This is a genomic window from Embleya sp. NPDC059237, assembly GCF_042754105.1.
GTDB lineage: Bacteria > Actinomycetota > Actinomycetes > Streptomycetales > Streptomycetaceae > Embleya.
The window spans coordinates 185,465-205,615 of record NZ_JBHZAE010000005.1 but is presented as its reverse complement, the minus strand read 5'-3'; the positions used below and the strand labels follow the sequence as shown (position 1 = coordinate 205,615).

The 20,151-nt window shown below is 72.6% G+C and carries 23 protein-coding genes; 12 read left to right on the top strand and 11 right to left on the bottom strand.

Features of this window, described 5'->3' with window-relative positions; translation table 11 throughout:
- Window positions 1-34: 34 nt before the first annotated feature.
- A complete protein-coding gene (locus ACFXKZ_RS18155; RefSeq protein WP_380001523.1) occupies window positions 35-430 on the top strand; it encodes a nuclear transport factor 2 family protein in 396 nt (131 codons plus the stop codon).
- Between the two features lie 33 nt (window positions 431-463).
- Here ACFXKZ_RS18155 and ACFXKZ_RS18150 read toward each other — a convergent pair whose 3' ends face one another.
- Window positions 464-1,336 (bottom strand): spermidine synthase, encoded by an 873-nt coding sequence (locus ACFXKZ_RS18150; RefSeq protein ID WP_380001521.1) that lies wholly within the window; start codon window positions 1,334-1,336, stop codon window positions 464-466.
- Window positions 1,337-1,491: 155 nt separating this feature from the next.
- On the opposite strand from ACFXKZ_RS18150, the gene ACFXKZ_RS18145 reads away from it, so the two are divergent.
- From ACFXKZ_RS18145 to ACFXKZ_RS18135, 3 genes are all read left to right on the top strand, one after another.
- On the top strand, window positions 1,492-2,148 hold the full coding sequence (locus ACFXKZ_RS18145) for an MBL fold metallo-hydrolase (RefSeq protein WP_380001519.1): 657 nt from the start codon (window positions 1,492-1,494) through the stop codon (window positions 2,146-2,148).
- 83 nt (window positions 2,149-2,231) lie between these two features.
- Entirely contained in the window at window positions 2,232-2,621 is a 390-nt protein-coding gene (locus ACFXKZ_RS18140) for a hypothetical protein (protein WP_380001517.1), read from the top strand.
- A 96-nt stretch (window positions 2,622-2,717) separates the two neighbouring features.
- Window positions 2,718-3,707: a hypothetical protein gene (locus ACFXKZ_RS18135; protein WP_380001515.1), complete on the top strand. Its 990-nt coding sequence runs from the start codon at window positions 2,718-2,720 to the stop codon at window positions 3,705-3,707.
- Here the strand turns inward: ACFXKZ_RS18135 and ACFXKZ_RS18130 are convergent.
- Window positions 3,673-4,815 carry a winged helix DNA-binding domain-containing protein gene (locus ACFXKZ_RS18130; RefSeq protein ID WP_380001513.1) on the bottom strand — a complete coding sequence of 381 codons (1,143 nt, stop codon included), beginning with the start codon at window positions 4,813-4,815 and terminating at the stop codon, window positions 3,673-3,675. The genes ACFXKZ_RS18135 and ACFXKZ_RS18130 overlap by 35 nt on opposite strands.
- Before the next feature lie 114 nt (window positions 4,816-4,929).
- Here ACFXKZ_RS18130 and ACFXKZ_RS18125 point away from each other — a divergent pair, with 114 nt between their 5' ends.
- The 3 genes from ACFXKZ_RS18125 to ACFXKZ_RS18115 all read left to right on the top strand — a co-directional run bounded on the left by ACFXKZ_RS18125 (window position 4,930) and on the right by ACFXKZ_RS18115 (window position 8,010).
- A complete protein-coding gene (locus ACFXKZ_RS18125) occupies window positions 4,930-5,514 on the top strand; it encodes a TetR/AcrR family transcriptional regulator (RefSeq protein ID WP_380001511.1) in 585 nt (194 codons plus the stop codon).
- Window positions 5,515-5,682: 168 nt separating this feature from the next.
- Window positions 5,683-7,176, top strand: a complete 1,494-nt coding sequence (locus ACFXKZ_RS18120; RefSeq protein WP_380001509.1) for an MFS transporter — start codon at window positions 5,683-5,685, stop codon at window positions 7,174-7,176.
- A 72-nt stretch (window positions 7,177-7,248) separates the two neighbouring features.
- Window positions 7,249-8,010: an SDR family NAD(P)-dependent oxidoreductase gene (locus ACFXKZ_RS18115; protein ID WP_380001507.1), complete on the top strand. Its 762-nt coding sequence runs from the start codon at window positions 7,249-7,251 to the stop codon at window positions 8,008-8,010.
- Window positions 8,011-8,098: 88 nt separating this feature from the next.
- Here the strand turns inward: ACFXKZ_RS18115 and ACFXKZ_RS18110 are convergent, their stop codons facing one another.
- Window positions 8,099-8,719, bottom strand: a complete 621-nt coding sequence (locus tag ACFXKZ_RS18110; RefSeq protein WP_380001505.1) for a TetR family transcriptional regulator — start codon at window positions 8,717-8,719, stop codon at window positions 8,099-8,101.
- Between the two features lie 134 nt (window positions 8,720-8,853).
- Here ACFXKZ_RS18110 and ACFXKZ_RS18105 point away from each other — a divergent pair, with 134 nt between their 5' ends.
- Complete coding sequence (locus ACFXKZ_RS18105; protein ID WP_380001503.1) at window positions 8,854-9,804, top strand: zinc-binding dehydrogenase; 951 nt, start codon at window positions 8,854-8,856, stop codon at window positions 9,802-9,804.
- A gap of 58 nt (window positions 9,805-9,862) precedes the next feature.
- Here the strand turns inward: ACFXKZ_RS18105 and ACFXKZ_RS18100 are convergent, their stop codons facing one another.
- Together ACFXKZ_RS18100 and ACFXKZ_RS18095 are read right to left on the bottom strand one after the other, a co-directional pair.
- Window positions 9,863-10,675 carry an alpha/beta fold hydrolase gene (locus ACFXKZ_RS18100; RefSeq protein ID WP_380001501.1) on the bottom strand — a complete coding sequence of 271 codons (813 nt, stop codon included), beginning with the start codon at window positions 10,673-10,675 and terminating at the stop codon, window positions 9,863-9,865.
- Between the two features lie 26 nt (window positions 10,676-10,701).
- Window positions 10,702-11,565: a helix-turn-helix transcriptional regulator gene (locus ACFXKZ_RS18095; protein WP_380001499.1), complete on the bottom strand. Its 864-nt coding sequence runs from the start codon at window positions 11,563-11,565 to the stop codon at window positions 10,702-10,704.
- A 144-nt stretch (window positions 11,566-11,709) separates the two neighbouring features.
- Between ACFXKZ_RS18095 and ACFXKZ_RS18090 the strand changes: the two genes are divergently transcribed.
- Window positions 11,710-12,186, top strand: coding sequence for a VOC family protein (locus ACFXKZ_RS18090; RefSeq protein ID WP_380001497.1), 477 nt, complete (start codon window positions 11,710-11,712; stop codon window positions 12,184-12,186).
- Between the two features lie 8 nt (window positions 12,187-12,194).
- On the opposite strand, the gene ACFXKZ_RS18085 is transcribed toward ACFXKZ_RS18090, so the two are convergent.
- Complete coding sequence (locus ACFXKZ_RS18085) at window positions 12,195-12,728, bottom strand: DUF6817 domain-containing protein (protein ID WP_380001495.1); 534 nt, start codon at window positions 12,726-12,728, stop codon at window positions 12,195-12,197.
- 251 nt (window positions 12,729-12,979) lie between these two features.
- Here ACFXKZ_RS18085 and ACFXKZ_RS18080 point away from each other — a divergent pair, with 251 nt between their 5' ends.
- Complete coding sequence (locus tag ACFXKZ_RS18080; protein WP_380001493.1) at window positions 12,980-13,525, top strand: hypothetical protein; 546 nt, start codon at window positions 12,980-12,982, stop codon at window positions 13,523-13,525.
- A gap of 28 nt (window positions 13,526-13,553) precedes the next feature.
- Here ACFXKZ_RS18080 and ACFXKZ_RS18075 read toward each other — a convergent pair whose 3' ends face one another.
- The 3 genes from ACFXKZ_RS18075 to ACFXKZ_RS18065 all read right to left on the bottom strand — a co-directional run bounded on the left by ACFXKZ_RS18075 (window position 13,554) and on the right by ACFXKZ_RS18065 (window position 16,081).
- Window positions 13,554-13,976: a hypothetical protein gene (locus ACFXKZ_RS18075; protein WP_380001491.1), complete on the bottom strand. Its 423-nt coding sequence runs from the start codon at window positions 13,974-13,976 to the stop codon at window positions 13,554-13,556.
- A 171-nt stretch (window positions 13,977-14,147) separates the two neighbouring features.
- Window positions 14,148-14,819, bottom strand: a complete 672-nt coding sequence (locus tag ACFXKZ_RS18070) for a response regulator (RefSeq protein ID WP_380001489.1) — start codon at window positions 14,817-14,819, stop codon at window positions 14,148-14,150.
- Window positions 14,816-16,081: a sensor histidine kinase gene (locus ACFXKZ_RS18065; protein ID WP_380001487.1), complete on the bottom strand. Its 1,266-nt coding sequence runs from the start codon at window positions 16,079-16,081 to the stop codon at window positions 14,816-14,818. The genes ACFXKZ_RS18070 and ACFXKZ_RS18065 overlap by 4 nt, the downstream gene beginning before the upstream one ends.
- A gap of 345 nt (window positions 16,082-16,426) precedes the next feature.
- Here ACFXKZ_RS18065 and ACFXKZ_RS18060 point away from each other — a divergent pair, with 345 nt between their 5' ends.
- Window positions 16,427-16,720: a type II toxin-antitoxin system PemK/MazF family toxin gene (locus tag ACFXKZ_RS18060; protein WP_126640024.1), complete on the top strand. Its 294-nt coding sequence runs from the start codon at window positions 16,427-16,429 to the stop codon at window positions 16,718-16,720.
- A gap of 38 nt (window positions 16,721-16,758) precedes the next feature.
- Here the strand turns inward: ACFXKZ_RS18060 and ACFXKZ_RS18055 are convergent, their stop codons facing one another.
- Together ACFXKZ_RS18055 and ACFXKZ_RS18050 are read right to left on the bottom strand one after the other, a co-directional pair.
- Window positions 16,759-17,646 carry a TIGR03854 family LLM class F420-dependent oxidoreductase gene (locus ACFXKZ_RS18055; protein ID WP_380001484.1) on the bottom strand — a complete coding sequence of 296 codons (888 nt, stop codon included), beginning with the start codon at window positions 17,644-17,646 and terminating at the stop codon, window positions 16,759-16,761.
- 31 nt (window positions 17,647-17,677) lie between these two features.
- A complete protein-coding gene (locus ACFXKZ_RS18050; protein WP_380001482.1) occupies window positions 17,678-18,541 on the bottom strand; it encodes a helix-turn-helix domain-containing protein in 864 nt (287 codons plus the stop codon).
- Window positions 18,542-18,672: 131 nt separating this feature from the next.
- On the opposite strand from ACFXKZ_RS18050, the gene ACFXKZ_RS18045 reads away from it, so the two are divergent.
- Entirely contained in the window at window positions 18,673-19,956 is a 1,284-nt protein-coding gene (locus tag ACFXKZ_RS18045) for a cytochrome P450 (protein WP_380001480.1), read from the top strand.
- The last annotated feature ends 195 nt before the right edge of the window (window positions 19,957-20,151 follow it).

The following is a 20,151-nucleotide window of genomic DNA, read 5'->3' as shown; positions in this document are numbered from 1 at the left end:
CGTCCCGATTTGTCATGAAAGGCGGCGAAACATCATGGCCGAGCACGCACACGCCGCACTCGTTCGCCGAGGATACGAAGCCTTCTCCGCCGGCGACACGGACACGCTTCGCGCCCTGCTGACCTCCGACTGCACACACCACGTCCCGGGCAACCACCCGCTGTCCGGCGACTTCAAGGGCATCGACGCGGTCCTCGGCTACTACGCAAGCCTCGCCACCGCGAGCGACGGCACCTTTCGGGTCGAGTTGCAGCACCTCTTCGTGGACGGCCGGGGCCACGTGATGGCCGTACACCGGGCCACCGCCCGGCGCGCGGACAAGGCGCTCGACCAGGCCGGCGGCATCGTCTTCCGCATCGTCGGCGACAAGGTCTCCGACCTCGACGAGTGTGTGGCGGACCTGGAAGCGGCGGACGCCTTCTGGGCCTGAGCGCCTTCCGCACCGACCCGCGAACCGGACCCGTCACCCGATCCGGAACGTCCCCCCGGGCGGCGCCGGCGACGCCGTGGCCGTCTCGTCGGTGACCGGCGCCCCGTCCCGCGAGAACACCCGCGCCTCGATGCCGGACAACACCCGGGCCGGCGTCTCGTCGCCCGCGGTCCGCCGGGCCAGCGAGGACACCGGCAGCGGCGCCGTGGACGCGACCACGACGAGGTTGCCGAAGCGCCTGCCGCGCAGCACACCCGGCTCGGCCATCAGCGCCACCTCGGGGAACACCGAGCGCAGGGTGGCCACTTGCGCCCGGGCGAAGTCGAGGTCGCCGCCGTCGGCGATGTTGGCCGCGTACACCCCGCCCTGCCGCAACGCCCTGGCCACCTCGACGGCGAACTCGCGCGAGGTGAGGTGCGCGGGTACCTGCGCGCCGCCGAAGACGTCGGCGATGATCAGATCGGCCGAGTCGTCGGGGCGTGCGGTCAACTCCTCGCGGGCGTCGCCCGTACGTACGTCCACCGCCGCCCCGGCCGGCAGCGGCAGGTGTTCCAGGACCAGGGCGACCAGTTCGCCGTCGAGTTCGGCGACCGTCTGCAACGAGCCGGGCCGGGTGGCCGCGATATAGCGGGGCAGGGTCAGTCCGCCGCCGCCCAGGTGCAGCGCGGCGAGCGGTTCGCCCGGCGCGGCGGCCAGGTCGACGACATGCCCGAGCCGTCGGGTGTACTCGAATTCCAGGTGCTCGGGTTTGTCGAGATCCACGTACGACTGCGGCGAATCGTTCAACGTGAGCAACCACGCGCGGGGCCGGTCGATGTCGGGCATCAGCAACGCCGCGCCGAGATCGGTCGCCCGCCCCACCGGGATCGACTCCGGGGCTTCCTGCTGATCCTGATCGTCGTACATGGATCGATTCTCTCGCAGCCGGGGCACCCTTCCCGCCGCATGTCGGCCCCGCACTTGGCATGATCGACGAGGGCCGCGGCAAGAAGCGCCGGGGACGTATCGCGGCACCGACCGCGCGACCCACAGCAGACCCACCGACCCGGGAGAGCAGAGCCATGCGATTCACCAAGCTCGGTCACGCGTGTGTACGTCTGACCACGGCGCACGGCACCGTCGTGATCGACCCGGGGGCGCTCAGCGACCCCGACGCGATGGTCGGTGCGGATGTCGTCCTGATCACCCACGAGCACTTCGACCACGTGGTCCCCGAAACGCTACGGGCCGCCGCGGCGGCGAACCCGGATCTGGAGGTGTGGACCAACCCGGCCGTGGCCGCGCAGTTCCCCGACCTGACCGGCCGGATCCACCCGGTCACCCACGGGGACACGTTCGAGATCGGCGGCGCGCAGGGCGTGTCGGTGCACGTGTACGGCGAAAAGCACGCGGTGATCCACCGCGACATCGACGTCATCGACAACGTCGGCTTCCTGATCGCGGGCGAGGTCTTCCACCCGGGCGACGCGCTCACCGTTCCGGAGGAGACCACGCCCACTCTCCTGGTCCCGGCCGGCGGGCCCTGGCTCGCGCTTCGCGACGCGGCCGACTTCATCCGGGAAGTGGATCCGGCCCGGGCGCTGCTGATCCACGACGGCGTGTTCAACGACACCGGGCTGGCCATGACCGAGCGCCTGCTGGGGCAACTGGCGGGCACCGACAGCCGCTCCGTACGACGCCCGGTCGACGGCGAGGGCATCGAGCTCGCGACGGGCTGATCCGAGCCCGATCGGCGTACCCGCTTCGTCGCGGCGCCGTCACACTCTGGTACCCGCCCGGGCGCGCCACTACCGTGACGAATATGACCGCCGACGACGGCAGACCCGAGAACCAATGGCCGGTACCCCCGCCGTGGATGTGGGGTTGCCCGGAGTGTGTGCGCCTGTATCGCCGGATGAAACGGGTCCAGGAGGAGACCGACGAGCGACGCCGGAGCGGCGATCGCGGCGTCGATCACGACCCGCTGGACAGCATGATCGGATCCCGGATCCGCCTGGCCCGGCACCTGGTCACGGGTCACCGTGAGCATCTGCCGGACTGGACTCCGGGCTGCGAACGTTGCGCCTGGCACCATCGCATCCTGGACGCCGGCCCCGAACCCCACCATCCGGGCAGCGCCGCCGCGATGGTGGCCGCGGAGCATCGGGCCTTCCACCTGTTCGTCCCGCCCCGGGTGGTCGGGCTGATGTAGGCACCCGTCGCCGCGCCGTCCACCGGGTCCGCCGTAGGGTCGTGGGGTCACGGTGGGCGGGTCGCGGGTGGGGAGAGATCGACGGAGCACGGGCGCGTGGATCAGGGACGGGCCGCCGGGGACCGGGTCGGGGTGGAACCGGGCCTGCCCGGCGGGCACTTCGGGGCGGCGGGGCGGCGTCGGCGGGACGCCGCCGAGGCGTGGCGGTTGCGGGAGCACACCGCGCGACTGGTCGCCCTGGACACCCGGTTCGGCGCCGGCGAGCTGCTCGGGCCGGCGGTCCGCGCGGCCGACGCGGCGGGGCGGGCCGTCCTGGGCGCGGCTCCGTCCCGGGAGCGGCTCGCCGCAGTGGCGGAGGCGGATCAGCTCGCCGGGTGGCTGGCCTACGACGCCGACCGGCACCCGCTCGCCCGGCGGCTCACCACGCGGGCGGTGCGGACCGCGCGTCTGGCGGGCGACCGCTCCGCCGAGCACTTCGCGCTGTCCCAGCTCGCGATGCAGGCCATCCACCTGCGCCGGCCCGACGTGGCGCTGCGCATCTGCGACGACGTGTTGCGGGACGAACTGCCGCCCGGCGTCCGTACGTTGTTCGTGATGCGCCGGGCCCGCGCGGTCAACCAGTACGGCGAGCACGCCGCGGCCCGCCGACTGATCGCCGAGACGTACGGCCGACATCTCCAGGGCCCCGGCACCCGCGATCCGGCCTGGGCGTGGTGGCTGGACGCCGCCGAGATCACCTGGCACCACGCGATGACGCACGCCGACAACGGGCATTGGACACGCGCGATCCCCCTGTTCGAGCAGGCCGCTGCGGGACGGATCCCGGGCAGCCGCACCGCGCACAACGACCACGCGTACCTGCTGCACGCCTTCGCCCACACCCGCGCCTGGTCCGACGCCGCCGACCTGCTGACCACACGCGTGCTGCCGGCGCAGCCGGGCGTCTCGTCGGCCCGGATCACCCGCCTCCTGGCCGACACCGCCCGGCTGTTGCACGTCCCGGGTCGCCGACCGGCCGGCCGCGACCTGGCCCACGAGCTGCGGGCCGGGCTCAGCCGAGGCGCACCTCGCTCGGGTGGGGTGTGACGAACGCGAGCAGTCGGGCCGCCTCCGCCTCCAGTGCCTCGCGCGAGGCGGCGTCGATCGGCCGGAACGGTTGCAGTTCCAGGACCAGCGGCGTCCCCGAGGCGGCGCCTGCGGCGACCGAACCGGCCGTCACCGGTTTGCCGCCCCGGGTGAGCCGCCAGATGCCCGCGACGAAACCGTCCACCAGGAACGTGGCGCGGACGATGCCGTTGACCGTGAACAGTCGCTTGCGGTCCGGCTCGGAGATGATCCGCGCACGTTCCGCGTGGGACAGCAGCGCGTTGTCGAACTCCGGCAGGAAGCGCGGCGGCACGGGCGTGTCCTCGGCCGGCAGCGGCGCGTCGGGGACGTCGTACAACACCCGGCCCGCCTCGTCGCGATGGACCACCAGGTTCGGCCGCAACCGCTCGACCACCTCGCGCAGTCGGCCGAGGCCGGACCAGGCCTGTACGTCGGCGACGGTGGCCGGGCCGAACGCCGCCAGGTAGCGCAACACCATCGCGTCGGGCGTGGTGTCCGTACCGAGCGGGCGGCCGAGCCAGTGCTCGGCGGTGGTGCACGCGGACTGCCCGCTGCGCCCCCACAGCGCACGCGGCGGCACCTGGACCAGCGCAGCCTGACTGCGCAGCGCATGCGCCAGCGCCGCCGGGTTCTCGTCGGGGAAACGTTCGCCGAGCGCGAGCCCGAGTTCCTTGGCGGTGAGCGCCCGCTCGACCAGCAACTCGCGGCCGGCGGCGACGAGTTTCCCGACGTCGATGGTGGACTCGCCCAGCCCGTGCTGGGAGTTGCGGTACAGGTCCGCGTCGTAGATCGGCTGCACCACCGGCCTCAGCGCGAGGCAGTCGGCGGCTGTCACGAGGTGCACCGTGCCGCGCATCAGCCCGACCCGGACCACCCGACGATCGGTCAGCGCGTCGGCCAGGTCGGCGGGAGCGAACTCGGCGAGCCGGGTCCACAGCCCGACGTAGGGCGGATGCGGGGCCTGCGCCTGCATGCCGACCAGGTGGGTGATCGCCGCTTCGGCCGAGATCGACTGCCGCCGCGCCAACAACTGGCGTTCGAGCAGGGCGCGGTTGAGCCGACGGACGCTGAGCGTGGTGATCTCCATGCCCGCAGACTAGAAGCGAATGCGGTCGAAAGCTTGCCGCAATGTCCTCGGTTCCCGGTCCTGGAGCGAATCATTTCTTGACCGTTCATTCTCGAATGCCCTAGAGTCACATCCGTGGCCAGGACCAAGGAATTCGATCCCGACGCCGCCTTGCAGTCCGCGCTCGAACTGTTTTGGGAGCGCGGCTACGAGGCGACCTCCATGGCGGACCTCGTGGCGCACCTCGGCATCGCCCGGGCGAGCATCTACGCGACGTTCGGCAACAAACACGACCTCTACCTCGCGGCGCTCGACCGCTACCGCGAGGCGCGCAATCCCGAGCTTTTCGAGGAGTTGTCCCAGCCCGGTCCGGTACTGCCGGCCGTACGGGCGCTGGTCGAGCGGTTCGCCCGTCAGGCGTCCGAGGAGCCGACCCGGCTGCGCGGTTGTTTCCTGACCAACACCGCCGCCGAACTGGCCGCGCACGACGCGGGCGCGGCGCGGATCGTCGAGTGCGGCTGGAATCAGATGGAGACCAATCTGACCCTCGCGCTCACCCGGGCCAGGGCCCAGGGCGAGCTGGGTCCGGATCGGGATCCGCAGGCCCTGGCCCGCTTCCTGCTGGTGGTGCTCCAAGGGATGCGCGTGGTCGGCAAGGCCGGCCCCGACGCGCATCGCCTGCGCGACGCGACGCAGCAGGCGCTGAGCCTGCTCGACTGATCCGGGCGGCGCGCGCGGGGAGCCTCGTCGGCACTCGGGCCGGACCTGCCCGCCGTGATGCGCTCCGTCACTCGATCACTCGATCACTCGATGCGGCATGCCCTGCATCATGCTCTCAATCAAGAACGATCGATCCGAAAAGACTGTCGGCAGCAAGGGGGAATCGACATGACGAGCATCGGGATCGGCAGCAGGCCCGACCACGCGCTCGGCAGCTCGACCGACCGATCGCCGGGCGCCGGGGGCGGCGGAGCCTCGACCGCCGGCGCCTTCGCGCTGCTCGGCACCGTGCAGGCCACGCTGATCTTCACGATCACCATCATCGGCGTGCCGCTGCCCGACATCGGCCGCGAGTTCGGTCTCGGTTCGGCCGATCTGGTGTTGCTCAGCGCCGCCTACGGGCTGCCGTTCAGCGGGTTGTTGCTGTTCGGCGGGCGGCTCGCGGACCGGTACGGCGGGCGCTCGATGTTCACCGCGGGCCTGGTCGTCTTCGGCCTGACCTCGGCGGTCGCCGCGTTCGCGCCGGGCTTCGCGATTTTGGTCGCGGTGCGCTTCGGGCAGGGGCTCGGGGCGGCGCTCGCCGCGCCCGCCGCGATGGCCGTGCTGCGCGCGGTACATCCCGAACCGGACGCGTACCGGCGGGCGATGGCGACCTGGGGCGGCCTGTCCGTCCTGGGCGCCGCCACCGGCAACCTGGCCTCGGGCGTGCTCACCACGTGGGTGTCCTGGCGCTGGATGTTCGCCGTGCCGGTCGCCGTCGCCGCGCTCGGTCTGCTGCTTGCGCCCTCGCGACTGCCCCGCGCGTCCGTACCGGCGGCGCGGCGCCGCCCCGGCCTCGATCCGCTCGGCGCGGTCCTGGCCACGATCGGCATCACGCTCGCGGGCTACGGGCTGACCGTCACCGGCGACCACGCCTGGACGTCGACCGTCGTCCTCCTCCCGCTCGGCGCCGGCGTGGTCCTGCTCGCCGCGTTCCTGGCGGTCGAGCACCGGGTGGCCGATCCGCTGCTGCCCGCGGGCTTCGTCCGTGATCGGCGCCGGATCCTCGGCCTGGTCGGGGTGTTGCTCGCGGCCACCGGCACAGGTTCGATCAGCTTCCTGATCTCGCTCTACCTCCAGCAGGAACACGGCTGGTCTCCGCTCGCGACGGCCGGCGCGTTCGTCCCGTTCACCGCCGCCCTGATCGGGGCGGGCCGGGCGGCCGGGCCGCTGATCGGGCGGTACGGTCCGGTCCGCGCGACCGTGGCGGGGCTGGTCGTGGGCGCCGCCGGGTTGCTCCTGCTCGCCCGGATCGACCACCCGAGCCGCTACGCCGTCGACCTGCTGCCCGGCCTGGTGCTGCTCCCGATCGGCGCCGCGCTCGTCTTCGCGGGCACCGCCGTGCTGACCACCAGGGACGTACCCGCCCACCGGGCGGGCCTGGCCGGCGGCGTCCTCAACACCGCGATGGAACTCGGCCCCACCGTCGGCCTGGCCGCGCTGATGTCGGTGGCCGCCACGCGCACCGACCCGATCCGCGGCTACGCCTGGGCCTTCGGCACCGCCGGAGTCGTCTTCCTGCTGACCGCGGTGGCGGCGGCGGTCCTGGTCCGGGACGGGGGTCCGGACCAGGACCGGGAGCGGGACGGCGAGCAGGCCCGAAATCCCGACCGCGCCCCGTAGTTCACCACCGAACCCGACCATCCCCACCAACCCACCATCACCGCACCACCACACACCTCGGGAGACACCACCATGTCCGCACGTTTCACCGCCAAGACCGTCCTCGTCACCGGCGCCGGCTCCGGTGCCGGCCGGGCGATCGCGCTCGCCTTCGCCCGCGAGGGTGCCGCGGTCGCGGTCGCGGGCCGTAGCGTCGCGCCGCTGGAGGAAACCGTCCGGCTGATCGAGGCCGACGGCGGGCGCGGCGCGGCCATCACCGCCGACGTGACCGACTCGGCGAGCGTGGCCGCGCTCGTCGCCCGCACCGTCGAACTCTTCGGCGGCCTCGACGTCGCGGTCAACAACGCCGGCGCGATCGTCGGCGTGGGCCCGCTCGCCGACCTCGACGAGGCCGACTTCCGGGCCACCCTGGACATCAACGTGACCGGCACGTGGTTGTCCATGAAGCACGAGATCGGCCACATGCGGGCCAACGGCGGCGGCGCGATCGTCAACATCTCGTCCAACCTCGGCGCGCACGGCCGACTGGCCAACCTCGGCGCCTACGTCACCTCCAAGGCCGCGGTCAGCGCACTCACCCGCAACGCCGCCCTCGACCACATCGGCGACGGCGTCCGGATCAACGCGGTCAGCCCCGGCCCGCTGGACACCTCGATGTCGCTGCGCAGCGGCGAGACCGAGGCCGAGCGGTCGGACCGGATGAAGGCGCAGAACCCGTCCGGCCGGGTCGGCGACCTCGCCGAACTCGCCGCCGCCGTGTTGTACCTGGCCTCGGACGAAGCGGGCTTCGCGGTGGGCACCGACCTGGTCCTCGACGGCGGCGCCACCGCCTGACCGGCGGATTCACCCCCCAGCGCCCAGCCCCCGGCCCGGCCGCCGTCCTCCGACGCGCGCCCGGGCCGGCTCGGCGTTTCGCGCCGGGTCAGGCCGAGGTCGTCGGGATCGCCAGTTCCAGACTCCCCGGGATCGCCGCGAAGGCCCGCTCCAGATGCCCGGCCAACCCCGGCCCGGCACCCCGCGCGGTCCACTCCCGCTGCGCCCAGTGCCACGCCGCGAGCATCGTGTCGAGCGGCAGATGCAACAGGATCCGCTCCGGCGCGTCCGGACCGAGCCGGTCGGCGAGCGTATCCACCGCCGCGTCGGTGGTGTCCGCGCAAAACCGCAGGCTGAGCGCGTTCAGCGCGGGGGTGGCGTCGGCGATCCGCCGGCTGGCGGCGAAGCGGTCCGCCCAGTCCGCCGGCATGGCGCCGAGGGTCTCCGTGAGGGCGTCCTGATAGATCGTCAGGACGCGTCCCGCCAACGGGCGTTCGGCCAGGTCGACGAGATAGGCGGTCCACAGCTCGCGCTCGGGGGCGAGGGCCACGTCCTCCTTGGACGCGAAGGTGCGAAAGAACGTGCGCTTGGAGACCTCCACCGCGCCGACGATCTCGTCGAGCGTCGTCGCGTCGAAGCCCTTGGTGGTGAACAACTCCAGGGCAGCCGCGGCCAACGCCTGCCGCGTGCGCAGCTTCTTGCGTTCCCGCAGCGGCAGTTCGGTGGTCATGATCCCACTCTACCCACACATGCCCATCGGCCGCCAAAGCCTCTTGTAAGCAAATGCCACTCAGTGGCACAGTGGGCGCGGCGAGCCCCACACTCGGGCTCGGCAGTCCAGCCCGTACCAGCCCCGGAGCCACCATGCGCGCCCTTGTCATCGACCACGCCGTCGCGTCCCACCTCACCCTCGCCGAGGTGCCCGACCCCGAGCCCGCGCCGGACGAGGCGCTGATTCGGGTCCGGGCGATCTCGATCAACGCGGGTGAGGTGCTCTTCGCGGTGCCGTCCGGGGCGAACGGCACGATCCCCGGCTGGGACGCGGCCGGCGTCGTGGAGCGCGCCGCCGCGGACGGGTCGGGCCCCGCGGTGGGCACCCCCGTGGCCACGCTCGGCGGGGACGGCGCCTGGGCCGAGTTGCGTGCCGTGCCGACGCGACAGTTGGGCGTGGTGCCCGCCGGCCTGCCGATGGCGTCGGCCGCGGCACTGCCCGTGGCGGCCCTGTCCGCCCTGCGCGCCCTGCGCCGGATGGGCCCGATCCTGGGTCGGCGCGTGCTGATCACCGGCGCGGGCGGCGGGGTGGGCCGGTTCGCCGTACAACTGGCCGCGCGCGGCGGCGCCGAGGTGGTCGCGGCCACCGGGGATCCGGCCCGGGTCGACGAACTGCGGGCGCTGGGCGCGGCCGAGGTGCTGACGGGCGGTCTGCCGTACGAGACGGCCCCCGTGTACGGCGTCCTGGACAACGTCGGCGGGCCGCATCTGACCGCCGCCCACGACCTGTTGGCCTCCGGCGGCACGCTCGTCGCGCTCGGCCATTCCACGGGCGAGGGCGAGCAGTTCGCATTCGGCGCGCTGTTCGGCGACGCGGGCCGGCACAACCGCTCGATCGTCACCTATTTCCTGCTCGACGACCTCGCGGGCATCGACGCCGACCTCGCCTGGCTCGCCACCCGAACCGCACACGGCGACCTCGACCCACAGATCGCGTGGCGCGGCTCCTGGACCGACATCGCCGAGGCGGCGACCCTGCTGAGCGACCGCAAACTCGGCGGCAAGGCGGTGTTGACCGTGACCGACGACTCGACGCAGGCATGAACACCGCACACCCGACCGGACGGGGCGAACCGCGTGGCGCCCCGTCCGGGTCGGACCGTCAGGCCACGTCCAGTACCTCGAACAGCGCGTCGGCGAATTCGTCCGGGCGCATGATGTGGCCCACGTGGTCGGCCGGGAATTCGGTGAGGGGGAGATCCAGGCGCTCGGCGAGCACCGCGGCGGTGCGATACAGCGGGGTGTGTGCTCCCTCGTCGCCGGCCACCAGGCGCAGCGGCGCGCCGCGCAGTGCGGCGAGATCGGCTTCGTAACGGGCGAAGGACCGGATTTCGAAGGCCAGGTTGAAGTCCACGTTGGCGAACACCCGGTCGAGCATCTCGCGCGCCGAGTCGGACAGTTCGCCTGGTTCCACGGTCGGGACGGACACGTCGAACAGCCGGATCAACTCCTCCGTCGCGGCCTCCCGTCCGCTGCGCAGGAAGAGGTCGTGGATCTCGTCGAAGGTCTCGCGCCAGTACTTCGCGTCGGGCAGCACACCGGGCAGGAACGGCTCGTGTGCGATCAACAGGCGGACCTGGTCGGGGTGTCGGGCCAGCAGGTCGAGCCCGATGGTGGCCCCGGTCCCGTTGCCGAAGACGGTCGCCGGTTCGTCGGTGAGGGCGGCCAGGAGGCGGTGTGCGTCGTCGGCGTGCTCCTCGATCCGCTGCTCGGTGGGCGGTTCGGTGAGTCGGCTGTGCGAGTTGCCGCGCCGGTCGTAGGTGACGACGGTGTGATGGGCCGCGAGTCGTTCGGCCAGGGTCGTGTACAGGCCGGTATCGGCGTTGCCGCCGCTGATCAGCAGCAGCACGGGCCCCGACCCGTGCACCTGGTAGTACAGCTCGGCTCCGGGTACGGCCAGGGTGGCGGAATCCATGAGTTCTGCCTTCCCGTCGGAAGTCGCTACCCCTCCAAGCTACGGACCCCAAGGACTGCGTGTCCGCCGAATCCGGCTTCCGTTCCCGCCCGGCCGGCCATGTGCGCGATCGTCTCGGCGTCGACGGGCGTGCCCACCAGCACCGTCGCGTCGGGCGCCTCGGCCGGTGTCAGCAGGGACAACGCGAACCGCGGCGACACACCGCGGATCGGCCGGGTCGCCACCGTCCTGGGCGCGAACACCCCGACCGCCCGGCAGTCCCACCATGGCGCCAAGTCCGGGCGCGCCGAGCGCAGTTCGGCGGCGATCTCGGCGCCGCGCGGCTGTTCGGCGCGGGTGCGCAGGTGGCGCACCAGGTCGAGGGCGATCGTCTCGTGCGCGGGGAAGTGCACACGATACGCGGGGTCGGTCAGCAACATCGACAGCAGGTTGCGGCGCTCGGTGGGCAGCTCGGCCGGGTCCGGCGCAATCAGCCGCCAGGCGTGGTTCCAGGCCACCAGGTCCAACGCGGGATCCAACACCAGCGCCGGACTGATCGGCCAGCCCTCGACCATCGCCCGCAGTGCGTCGACCGGCATCGGGCCCGGCCCGGCCGGCACGTGGAAGCCGGCCAGTTCCAGGACGTGCCGGTGGGCGTCGGCGTCCAGGCGCAGCGTGCGCGCCACCGCCTCCAGCACCTGCCGCGAGGTGTCCACCCGGCCCTGCTCCAGCCACGTGTACCAGGCCACGCCCACCCCCGACAGCGCGGCGACCTCCTCGCGGCGCAGCCCGGGGGTGCGGCGGCGCGGCGAGCGGGGCAGCCCGATGTCCTCGGGGGCGAGCAGTTCGCGGTGCGCCCGCAGGAACGCGCCCAACTCGTGCCGGTGATCGTGCTCGTCCCGAATGCCCATCGGCCCAGCCTATGACCGCCGCTCACCGTATAAGCCGGAGCCTGGCTCGACGCCGGCGGCGGCGCGAGGGTGGCGGACGTACCGACGCACACCGCCGGGCGGCACCACCGAGGGCCGCCGGCCACTGGCAAAGGAACCGTTCCGATGACCGACACACCCGTCACCACCCCCGCATGGGCCGAGGCCGCACCCACCGACCCCACCGCGGACATCATGTGGCGCCGCAGCAACGACTCGTCCACGCTGACCACCCCGCGCGCGTTCATCCGCGTCTTCGTCGAGCCCGGCGGCCTGGAGGCGGCCGCCGGGTTCTACGAGGAACTCCAGGGCGTGGAGCGCGACATGTGGTTCACCTTCCGCGAGTTCGGCATCGCCCTCGCCGCGGTCGGCGGCTTCCTGCTGATCGAGGGCGAGCCGGCCACGGTGGAGCGATTCCGCTCCACCACCGGCACCCTCCTGGTACCCGAGCTGGCACCCTACCTCGACCGTCTGGCCGCGGCCGGGGCCGAGATCACCGAGGCGCCGCGCCGCGTCCCGACCGGATCCGGGTTCACCGCGCGGCACGCCGACGGCACCGTGGTGGAGTACGTCGAGCACCGTCCGACGACGGACGGCCGCTGACCCGTCCGCTACCCGGTGTGCGCGGCGCGGTCGCCGAGCACCCGCTCGCACTCGTCCCGGGCGGCGGTGCTGAGCAGGGGGCGAAAGCCCGCCAGCAGGTCCCGAAGGCCCGCGCCGTAGCGGTCGCGGGCCTCGGGGTCGACCCGGACGATGTCGAGTTCGTTGGCCGCGGTCAGTTCGGCGAAGTCGCGGCGTTCGGCCTCGGCGGGCAGGTAGGTCCGGCCGGTGAAGCGGTCCCGGAACGGGCCGTCGACCAGGGTGGGGTGGCTGGTGGCCCGGTCGCAGCTCGCGTAGAAGTAGACGATGCGCTCGGCGTCCACTCCGATCCGGCCGGCCAGCTCCGCGCGGCGGTCCAGCGGGAGCAGGTGGGGGGCGAAGCCGTCCGTGCCGTAGAACGCGTGACACAGGCCGGCCGTACGCAGCGCCGGTCGCGCGCCCCAGGAGTCGAGCAGCGCCTCGACCCGGGTCAGGTGGGCCAGCAGGGTTCCGCCGGGATGTTCGATGCGGTCCGCTCCGAGCATCCGGATGTAGTCGACGATCATGTGCACCCCTTGCCATGTAATGGGTCGGCGCCGGTTGTCCGGTGGCCGCCCGATGACGTCGGGGCAAACGATAGCGCTGACGGACCGTCAGATCACAGCACCTCGGTCATACACCTTGCGAGGAGGCGCCCGGCCGCGTCCCACGACACCACGGACGATCGACGTGCCGGGAATGCCTGCGCGAGCGTCCGCTTTGTGGATAGGGATGGATCGGAAGCGGTAACGAACGAACGAGTACGGAGATCTGCATCGTGGGACCCGATCAGTTCTGTCTGGTGTTGTTGCGACGCATGGGCGATTACCAACCCGATCTGGTCGCGGATGCCGTCCGCGAGTTGGAGTTCACCCGATCCCGGATGCGCGAGGTGAACGCGCAGTGGCAGCGCATGGTGCGCAGCCGGGCGGTCGGCGGCCCCGGGCGCGCCTATCGGGCCGCACTGGGCGAACCGCACGGACGCACCCGACGCGCGATCGGGGATCTCACCGCCGAGGCTCAGTGGTGGACGTTGCCGTTGTGGCCGCAGTTGCGGTTCGAGATCCTGACCGGCCCCGACGGACGGGTCTGGCAGGAGTGGCTGGTCCGCGCCGACCCCGCCACGACCCCGCCCGCCGAAACGGTGGCGGACCTGCGCCCCTGGGACTTCGTGATCGCCGACGTCGCCGCGGCCTTCCCGACCCTGCGCCACACCGAGGGCTCCGCGCCCGGTCGCTGGGCGAGCGTGATCACCGAGAACGGCGTCGAGCACCGCGTCGACTTCACCTGGGGCCTGCTCCAGAACGTCACCCGCCTCGACTGAGCGGGCGCCCGCCGCGCACACCGCCTCCCTAGAGGCGCGGGAGGCGCATCCGGGTGAGGCGGCCGCCCTCCACGGGGGCGGCGTCCGTGGTGCGCACGGCCAGGGAGCGGTAGGTGCCGGGGACCGTGGCCACCCAGAAGCGGTCGGCGAAGATCGTGGCGGGCGCCTGGAGCACGAAGCGGCCTCGGCGGAACTCGATCCGCGGCGGCACACCGTCCTCGGGCAGCACACCCCACGCCAGCGCCCAGGCCGGCTCGCGGCGAGCCGAGCGCAGCGCGCCGCGCAGCAGCGTCGGCGCCAGGGTGGAACCGGCCACCGCCACGTCGATCAGGCGGTAGCCCGCGTATACCTCCAGCGCCGGGCGGCCCCGCGAGCCCCGGCCCACGCGCATCGTGCAGTCGCTGAGCCGCAGATACAGTTCGGCGGTCGTGTGCTGCATAACGTCGGTCATGGCGCCCCCGTTCGAAGCCCCCGACGGGTCAGTCCCCTCGGGCCACACCAGGATTCGCCTTCGGGGTACTTCGCCGCATCGGCTGTACGAACCGTTTCCGCATCACCGTCTACTCCCCCTGTAGGACGGAGATTCCGCGCGTCACTCCCCCGAACGAGCGAGGCGCGCGATTCAGGCGGCGCCCGGCACGGCCAGCCCGGTCTCGTAGGCACAGATCACCGCGTGCACCCGGTCGCGCAGGCCGAGCTTGCCCAGGATGCTGCTGACGTGCGTCTTCACCGTATGTTCGCTGACCACGAGGGCCTCGGCGATCTCCGCGTTGGACATCCCGAGGGCCAGACAGCGCATCGTCTCCCGCTCGCGCGTGGTCAACACGGCCAACCGCTCGGAGGGTTGGGGCTGCTGCTCCGTACGGGGTAGTCGGCGCGTGTAGTCGGCGATCAGTCGCCGGGTCACCGACGGCGCGAGCAGCGCCTCGCCGCTCGCCACCATGCGCACCGCGTGCACCAGGTCGTCGCGTCGTACGTCCTTGAGCAGGAACCCGGCCGCGCCCGCGTAGAGCGCGTCGTAGACGTACTCGTCGACGTCGAACGTGGTCAGCATGACGATCCGACACGCCGGCGCCTCGGCGGACACCACCCGGGCCGCCTCGATGCCGTCCATCCGCGGCATCCGGATGTCCAGGAGCAGTACATCGGGCCGGTGCGCGCGCACCGCCTCGATCGCCGCCACCCCGTCGCCCGCCTCGGCCACCACCGAGATGTCGGACTGCGCGTCCAGGATCATCGCGAAGCCGCTGCGCACCAGTCCCTGGTCGTCGGCGACCACCACCTTGATCGTCATCGCGCCACCCGCGTCGCGTCGAGCGGGATGCGCAGCGCGACCTCGAACCCGGGACCGGTCACCCGCGGTCCGACCACCACAGTGCCCCCGCACGCGCTGGCCCGCTCGCGGATGCCGATCAGCCCGTGGCCCCCGCCCGGACGCGGCCGACCGCCCCGCCCGTCGTCGGTGATGGTGATCCCCATCGTGTCCTCGCCCCATTCGAGTCGTACGGTCACCGTCGTGGCCTGCGCGTGCCGGACCGCATTGGTCAGCGCCTCCTGGACCACACGGTACGCGGCGATCTCCGCGTCGGAGCGCAGCGGTCGACGCTCGCCGACGCTCTCGTACACCACCTTCAGATCGGTCCGCCCGACCTCGGCGACCAGGTCGGCGATATTGGCCACGGTGGGCTGCGGCGCCCGGGCCCCGGCCTCCGCGTCGTCCTTGAGCGTGCCCAGGATGCGCCGGAGTTGGACCATCGCGTCGCGTCCGGCGTCGGCGATCGCGTCGAACGCCGCCTCCGCGCGGGCCGGATCGCTGCGCACCACCACCGGCCCGGCCTCCGCCTGTACGGTCATCAGGCTCACCGCGTGCGCCAGGATGTCGTGCATGTCGCGGGCGATCCTGGCCCGTTCGCGGGCGGCGGCCCGGGCCACCTCGGCGTCGGCGCGCCGGATCTCCAGGTCGCGCTCGTGCTCCAGTCGCCGGGTGCGCTCCTCGATCTCGGCGATGTAGGCGGTGCGGTGCCGGGTGGCCAGCCCGAAGGCGGCGGCGGCGGTCAGCGTCAGGATGTCCAAGGTGGCCTGTTGCGGCGGCTGGTCCTTGGCGAACTCCACCATCAGCGTGATCGGCAGGGCCAGCACCGCGACGGCGATCCGCTCCCAGCGCCGACCGAGCGAGAAGACCGTGTAGATGGCGATCGTCATGCCGAACTGGAAGGACTGGCCGGGCCGATGGTGCAGCGAGGCCGGCACCGCGAACAGCGCGACCACGCACGCGACCACGAACGGTTGCCTGCGCCGCCAGATCAGCGGGATCGCGGTCCCGCTGAGCAGCAGGAACCCGAGCCGGTACGGCGAGCGCAGGTAGATCAGGAACGGCAGCGACACCAGGAACTGCACCAGCAGTGCGATCATGACGTCGAGCAGTTGCGGATCGATCCGCCGCATCAGATCGCGGGTGTGCCGGGCGCGGTCGCGGACGTGCCGGTCGGCGTCGCGCGCGGCGAGGTGATCGACGCAGGGATGATCGGCGTCGTGCGCGGCGAGGTGGTCGGACATACGGCGTACTCCTGGGTGGGCGTCCCCGACAGTGTCGCGGTTGCGCGTTCGGCGGCGCTTCGCTCTCGCGGGGGATCTGCCCACCCGGGATGGGGGAACGCGGCGGGGCCGCTCGGGTAACGATCGAATCCGTGCGCCGGCGGCGAACGCGCGCCCTGTTGGCGATTCGGGTGCCGTCGCGTCTGGTACGACTGGGGGCATGGCTACCGGCAACCGCTTCGTCCCCGACCGCGACCGTTCGACGCCGGCGGCCCGGTGCGGCCGGTCGGCGGGTGCGGTCGCGCGCACATTCGGCCGCCGAAAAAGAGCGGGGGCGCGGCCGTGCGGCCACTGAGGCGGGGCCAGGTGTGGACGATTCCCACCGTCGGCCGCGAACGCACCTTCATGATCGTGCAGAACGACCACGTCGCCGCGCTGCATCCGGGCGCGGCGTTGTGCGCGCTGGTGGACACCATCGGCGACCGCCGCGAGTCGCTGGTCACGGTGCGGATCACCAGCCCGGTCGAGGGTGTGGTGCTCGCTCCGGACCTGTACACGTCACGGCATCACCGCTTCGAGCAGGGCACGTATCTGGGCGACGTCGGGCCGGAGGAAATGGAGCAGGTGGACGTGGCGTTGCGGGCCGTTCTCGGGTTGTGAGCGGGCGGGGCGCCGATGTCCGGACACGGCCGGATCGTTCAGGTCTCCAGCGGCAACAACTCGGCGGCGAACGCGGTCAGGAACGTGGTCCACGAGCGCGGTGTCGTGGCGGGGCGGATCACGAACTTGCTCACTCCGGCCGCCGCGTAGCGCCCGATCAACGCCCGCGTCGCGGCCCATCCGGTGGGCGCCGGCCCGGCGATGTCCACGTCGGGTCGCCGCCGGCGCAACGCGCCGAAGTCGCGGCCCGGTTCGTCCTCGAACGCGACGGTCAGGCTCATCCCGTAGTGGTCGTCGTCGACGGTACGCCCGGCCTGTGCCGCGGCGGCCTCGATCGTGCGTCGCGCCTCGGCGGCCTCGTCGGGGGTCAGCGCCGCGCCGAGCCACCCGTCGCCGAGCCGGCCCACCCGGCGCAACGACCGCGGTCCGGCGCCGCCCAGCCACAGGTCCAGGGGGCGCGCCGGGCGCGGGCCGATGGTGACGTGGTCGAGGGTGTGGTACTTGCCCTCGAACGAGACGTCCTCCCCTTCGAGCAGCAGCCGTACGACGGTCAGCGCCTCGTCCATCACCTCGCCGCGCGGCCCCGGAATCGGGAACAGCGGCCGCTCGCGCCCGGTCGCGTGTTGCACGCCGAACACCGGCAGGATCCGGCCCGGCGCGAGCGCGGCCAGGGTCGCCAACTCCTTGGCCACCGCGACCGGGTTGCGTCCCGGCAGTACGGTCACCCCGCTGCCGAGCTTGAGGCGCGAGGTACGGCCGGCCGCGTAGCCGATGCCGACGAGGGGGTCGGGCAGGTCGCCGCCGAGCAGGTCGGGCAACCACAGCGAATCCACCCCCAGTTGCTCCATGTGCACGACCAGATCGCCGAAGGTGACCGGGTCGGCGGGGTCGCGCGGCCCGAGGCCGACGCCGATGCGGAGTTTCATGGGCCCAGCCAAACCCGGATGCCGGACCCGGTCAAGGAAGGAGCGGGCAGGCGGCCGACAACCGCTCCGCCGCGGTGCGCAACTCGGTGATGTAATCGCGGCGTTCGCTCGGGCCGACGGCGGCCCGCAGCGGGCCGATCTGGAGTTCGTGGGTGGGCCGACCGCGGGCGTCCCGTACCGGCGCGGCCAGATGGCTCAGCGGCAGCGTGCGATCCGAGGTCAACTCGGTGTCGGTGTAGGCGTGTGCGCTGATCGCGGCGAGTTGGTCGAGCACGCGGGCGCGCAGTTCGGCCCGTCCGGGGTGTTCGTCCAACAGGCCCACCACGTCCCGCAGTACCGGCAACAGCTCGGCCGCGTCACGGCGCGGTCGCCAGGCGGCCACGCCGTGCGCGCGGATGGTGTCCAGCACCGGGGCCAACTCTGGTGCGTGTGCGAGCCAGACGGCACGTTCGGCGGCCGGCCGCCAGGGCATCACCGCGGCGCCGGCGGGCGGGCGCAGCGGCAACCGGGTGCCCACCTCGATCCCGGCCGGCACCCGACCCGGTCCCGGCTCGACCGCGACGAACACCACCTGATCGACGCCGACGAGCGACAGGGCCACCCCGCATCCGACCCGCGTCGCGAGTTCGGCCAACACCTCCGCCGCGGCGGCCGGCAGCCGTACCCGGGCCCGGACCGCGTCGGCGACGGCGAGCAGTCCGGCGCCGAGCGTGTACAGCCGATCCGGCCCGCGCAGCACCCAGCCGGGCGCCTCCAGGGCGGCGAGCACCGCGGTCGCGGTGGACCGGTTCAGGTCGAGCCGGGCCGCCACCTCGGACACGCTCAACCCGCGCGGCGCGGCGGCCAGCAACTCGACGACGGCCACGACCCGTTCGGTGGGTGGTGACGCGGCCATGGGCACCCCTTGCTCCGGTCGGACGGCATCCCTAGAGTCAACGAATATACGTCACTTCGACGACGAATATTCGTCACCCGGTCACACCGACGGGCTGCCGTCGTCGCCGGAGCTTCGGCCGAGGAGGCTGGATGACCGTCGACCCGTTCGACCCCCGCGCGCCCTTCGACATCGAGGGCCACGACTTCGCCTTCGACGACATCCCCGACCTGCACGGCGTGCTCGCCGCCGCGCGGGCGCGCAAGCCGTACGCCGTCGTGCCGTTCCTGGGGACCAGGGCACTGCTGTTGCTGACCCACGACCTGGTGACCGCCGCGTTCAAGGACGAAGAGGCATTTCCCGCGTCCGCGATATACGCCGCCACCACCGAACCCGTGCTCGGCCACACCATCCAGTGCATGCGCGGCGCGGAGCACCGGATCAACCGCAAGCTCGTGGTGCCCGCCTTTCGACGTCGGGTGGTCACCGAGCAGGTCGAGGCGATCCTGGAACCGCTCGCCCACGAGCTGGTCGACGGCTTCGCGGCGCGCGGCGAGGCCGATCTGGTCGCCGAGTTCACCCACGGCTACCCGGTCCGGGTGATCACCCGGCTGCTCGGACTGCCGATGGACGACGAGGATCGTTTCCGGCGCTGGGCGGTCGACCTGTTCCATTTCCCGATGGCGCCGGAGGCGGCCGAGCGCGCGTCCCGCGAATTCACCGCGTACGTGACGCCGATCGTCGCGCGTCGGCGGCGGGATCCCGGCGACGACCTGCTCTCCACCCTCGCGCACACCGAGGCGGAGGGGCGTCGGCTCACCGACGAGGAGATCCTGTCCTTCCTGCGGTTGCTCTTCCCGGCCGGCGCCGACACCACGTATCTGGGCCTGGGCAACGCTCTGTTCGCCCTGCTCACCCATCCCGAGCAGTTGTCCCGGACACTCGCCGACCCGGATACCGAACTCGAGTGGGTGGTCGAGGAGGCGCTGCGCTGGGAGCCGCCGGTGGGCCTGCTGCCGAGGATGTGCCCCGCTCCGGTATCCGCCTGGCAGGGCCTCGGCCTCGACATCCCGGCGGAGACGCCGCTGATCTTCGCGATCACCGCCGCGAATCGGGACCCGGCCCGGTATCCCGATCCCGACGTGTTCGACATCGGCCGCCGGACACGCGCCACGCTCGCCTTCGGCGACGGGCCGCACGTGTGCCTGGGCACATGGTTGGCGCTCGCCGAAATCCGCGCCGCCCTGAAGGTTCTCCTCGAACGCCTGCCGGCACTACGACTCACCGCACCCACCCGGGTACGCGGCCTGCTCGGCACGGCACTGCGCGGCCCGGAGTCCCTCCCGGTCCGCTTCGAGCGCCGAACCGGCGCGCACCCGTCCCCTGTCGGCCGCCAACCGGCAACGTGGTGCGGTCGGCGTGGGCAATACACCTAGCGCGTGTCTTCAAACCCCCGCCGAGCTCCACGACGCCCGGCACCGCACCTCGCCGCCCCGGAGAAACACGCCCCGGAGAAACAGGCGAATAGAAAACCACTATGCACCTGCTTCTCCGGCACTCCGATGCACGGCATCCGCCCTTCGGGCTCCTCGCCGCGCTCACGCCGCGGAGCCCGGCGGGGGCCTGAAGAC

Bases quoted from the DNA above. Each gene is read 5' to 3' on its own strand.
- ACFXKZ_RS18155 (WP_380001523.1), top strand. From the start codon at position 35: ATGGCCGAGCACGCACACGCCGCACTCGTTCGCCGAGGATACGAAGCC.
- ACFXKZ_RS18150 (WP_380001521.1), bottom strand. From the start codon at position 1,336: ATGTACGACGATCAGGATCAGCAGGAAGCCCCGGAGTCGATCCCGGTG.
- ACFXKZ_RS18145 (WP_380001519.1), top strand. From the start codon at position 1,492: ATGCGATTCACCAAGCTCGGTCACGCGTGTGTACGTCTGACCACGGCG.
- ACFXKZ_RS18140 (WP_380001517.1), top strand. From the start codon at position 2,232: ATGACCGCCGACGACGGCAGACCCGAGAACCAATGGCCGGTACCCCCG.
- ACFXKZ_RS18130 (WP_380001513.1), bottom strand. From the start codon at position 4,815: ATGGAGATCACCACGCTCAGCGTCCGTCGGCTCAACCGCGCCCTGCTC.
- ACFXKZ_RS18120 (WP_380001509.1), top strand. From the start codon at position 5,683: ATGACGAGCATCGGGATCGGCAGCAGGCCCGACCACGCGCTCGGCAGC.
- ACFXKZ_RS18115 (WP_380001507.1), top strand. From the start codon at position 7,249: ATGTCCGCACGTTTCACCGCCAAGACCGTCCTCGTCACCGGCGCCGGC.
- ACFXKZ_RS18110 (WP_380001505.1), bottom strand. From the start codon at position 8,719: ATGACCACCGAACTGCCGCTGCGGGAACGCAAGAAGCTGCGCACGCGG.
- ACFXKZ_RS18105 (WP_380001503.1), top strand. From the start codon at position 8,854: ATGCGCGCCCTTGTCATCGACCACGCCGTCGCGTCCCACCTCACCCTC.
- ACFXKZ_RS18100 (WP_380001501.1), bottom strand. From the start codon at position 10,675: ATGGATTCCGCCACCCTGGCCGTACCCGGAGCCGAGCTGTACTACCAG.
- ACFXKZ_RS18095 (WP_380001499.1), bottom strand. From the start codon at position 11,565: ATGGGCATTCGGGACGAGCACGATCACCGGCACGAGTTGGGCGCGTTC.
- ACFXKZ_RS18090 (WP_380001497.1), top strand. From the start codon at position 11,710: ATGACCGACACACCCGTCACCACCCCCGCATGGGCCGAGGCCGCACCC.
- ACFXKZ_RS18085 (WP_380001495.1), bottom strand. From the start codon at position 12,728: ATGATCGTCGACTACATCCGGATGCTCGGAGCGGACCGCATCGAACAT.
- ACFXKZ_RS18075 (WP_380001491.1), bottom strand. From the start codon at position 13,976: ATGACCGACGTTATGCAGCACACGACCGCCGAACTGTATCTGCGGCTC.
- ACFXKZ_RS18070 (WP_380001489.1), bottom strand. From the start codon at position 14,819: ATGACGATCAAGGTGGTGGTCGCCGACGACCAGGGACTGGTGCGCAGC.
- ACFXKZ_RS18065 (WP_380001487.1), bottom strand. From the start codon at position 16,081: ATGTCCGACCACCTCGCCGCGCACGACGCCGATCATCCCTGCGTCGAT.
- ACFXKZ_RS18055 (WP_380001484.1), bottom strand. From the start codon at position 17,646: ATGAAACTCCGCATCGGCGTCGGCCTCGGGCCGCGCGACCCCGCCGAC.
- ACFXKZ_RS18050 (WP_380001482.1), bottom strand. From the start codon at position 18,541: ATGGCCGCGTCACCACCCACCGAACGGGTCGTGGCCGTCGTCGAGTTG.
- ACFXKZ_RS18045 (WP_380001480.1), top strand. From the start codon at position 18,673: ATGACCGTCGACCCGTTCGACCCCCGCGCGCCCTTCGACATCGAGGGC.